1 protein-coding gene is annotated in these 1,122 nt (G+C 67.1%); it reads left to right on the top strand.

What is annotated here, in order from left to right; genetic code table 11:
• The first annotated feature begins 236 nt into the window (after positions 1-236).
• Positions 237-437, top strand: a complete 201-nt coding sequence (locus AC5LSR_RS17155) for a hypothetical protein (protein ID WP_493465284.1) — start codon at positions 237-239, stop codon at positions 435-437.
• The last annotated feature ends 685 nt before the right edge of the window (positions 438-1,122 follow it).

Here is a 1,122-nt window from a genome sequence, read left to right as displayed (position 1 = left end):
CCTCGGACCCCACTACGCCGGACCCTGCCACGCAGCGCGGCCGGATCCCTGCCATCTACCGGGGCCGGTCACACATCAATGATCCTCCACCGTCGCCGTCACACAGCGTGTGGCGACAAAGCGTAACTATCGTTGATAGATTTGCCCTCATGGGCTGAAATCGGTAGAAAGCGAAGCGGACACCGCAGGTCGTGACCATCACCCAAATGGGGTGATGTGTCCGAAGGAGAACCGCGGTGGCTGTCGACCCACGTGTGGTCACGATCCTGGTGGTGGCGCTGTGCGCCGCCGTTTCCGTCGTCGCGGCACTGGTCGCCGGGATCCTCGCCCGCGTCGACGGCGCCAGCCTGGCCGGTGCCGCGCGTGCCGGCGGGGCCGCGTTCGCCGGCACGTTCGCCCTGACCCTCGCGACCGCCACCATGCTCGGCGGCCGGTAGCCGGAGAAGATACGCGCGCTCAGGCGTCCCGGTCGACCTCCCGCACCGGCCGTGCCGGCCCGGCGCGGGAGGTGCTGGGGGCGTCCGGCATGATGGCGGACACAACTGGACAGCCACTGACGGGCACGACTCCCGCCGGGCCTCCCAGCGTCGAGCGGCGTCTCGCCGCTCCCCTGGTCCCGGGAGGTGATGCCCATGGCAGCAGAACCGATCATCGTGTTGGCGTTGATTGTGCTTGCTGTCGTCCTCGCGCCGCGTCGGCGGTGACGAGGGGGTGGGGACGAGCGATCCGCTCGGACCCACTCTGTTCGCCGGATCCCCTATAGCGCTATACAGGATCGCGCTACACGTGTCGCAGGTCCTGCTCCCGATCACGCGGACCGAACGGTTTCCCCTTGGCGTACGTTTCCGCCCTGACGTCTCGAGGGCCTGGACCTTGACGACGGCGCGAGGGTCGTCCTGTTTCACGAACCACTCGGCCTACAGGATTGACGTTCGTCGCGACACGCCGAACACTTGTTCGCCTTCACTGATCTCGAGGATTACCCTCCTACCAGGACTTTTACGGATGGGAGGCACATGACGGACCTGACGCGGGAGGAGCAGGCGCTCTTGGACTCGCTGCGGACGGGCCGGTCGACCAGCGGTCTCGATCGCGACGAGCAGGCGATCCTGACGTCACTGA

The organism is Protofrankia sp. CiP1_Cm_nod4, assembly GCF_982290645.1.
Note: the sequence above shows the minus strand (reverse complement) of the source record. Positions and strands in the feature narration are given on the sequence as shown.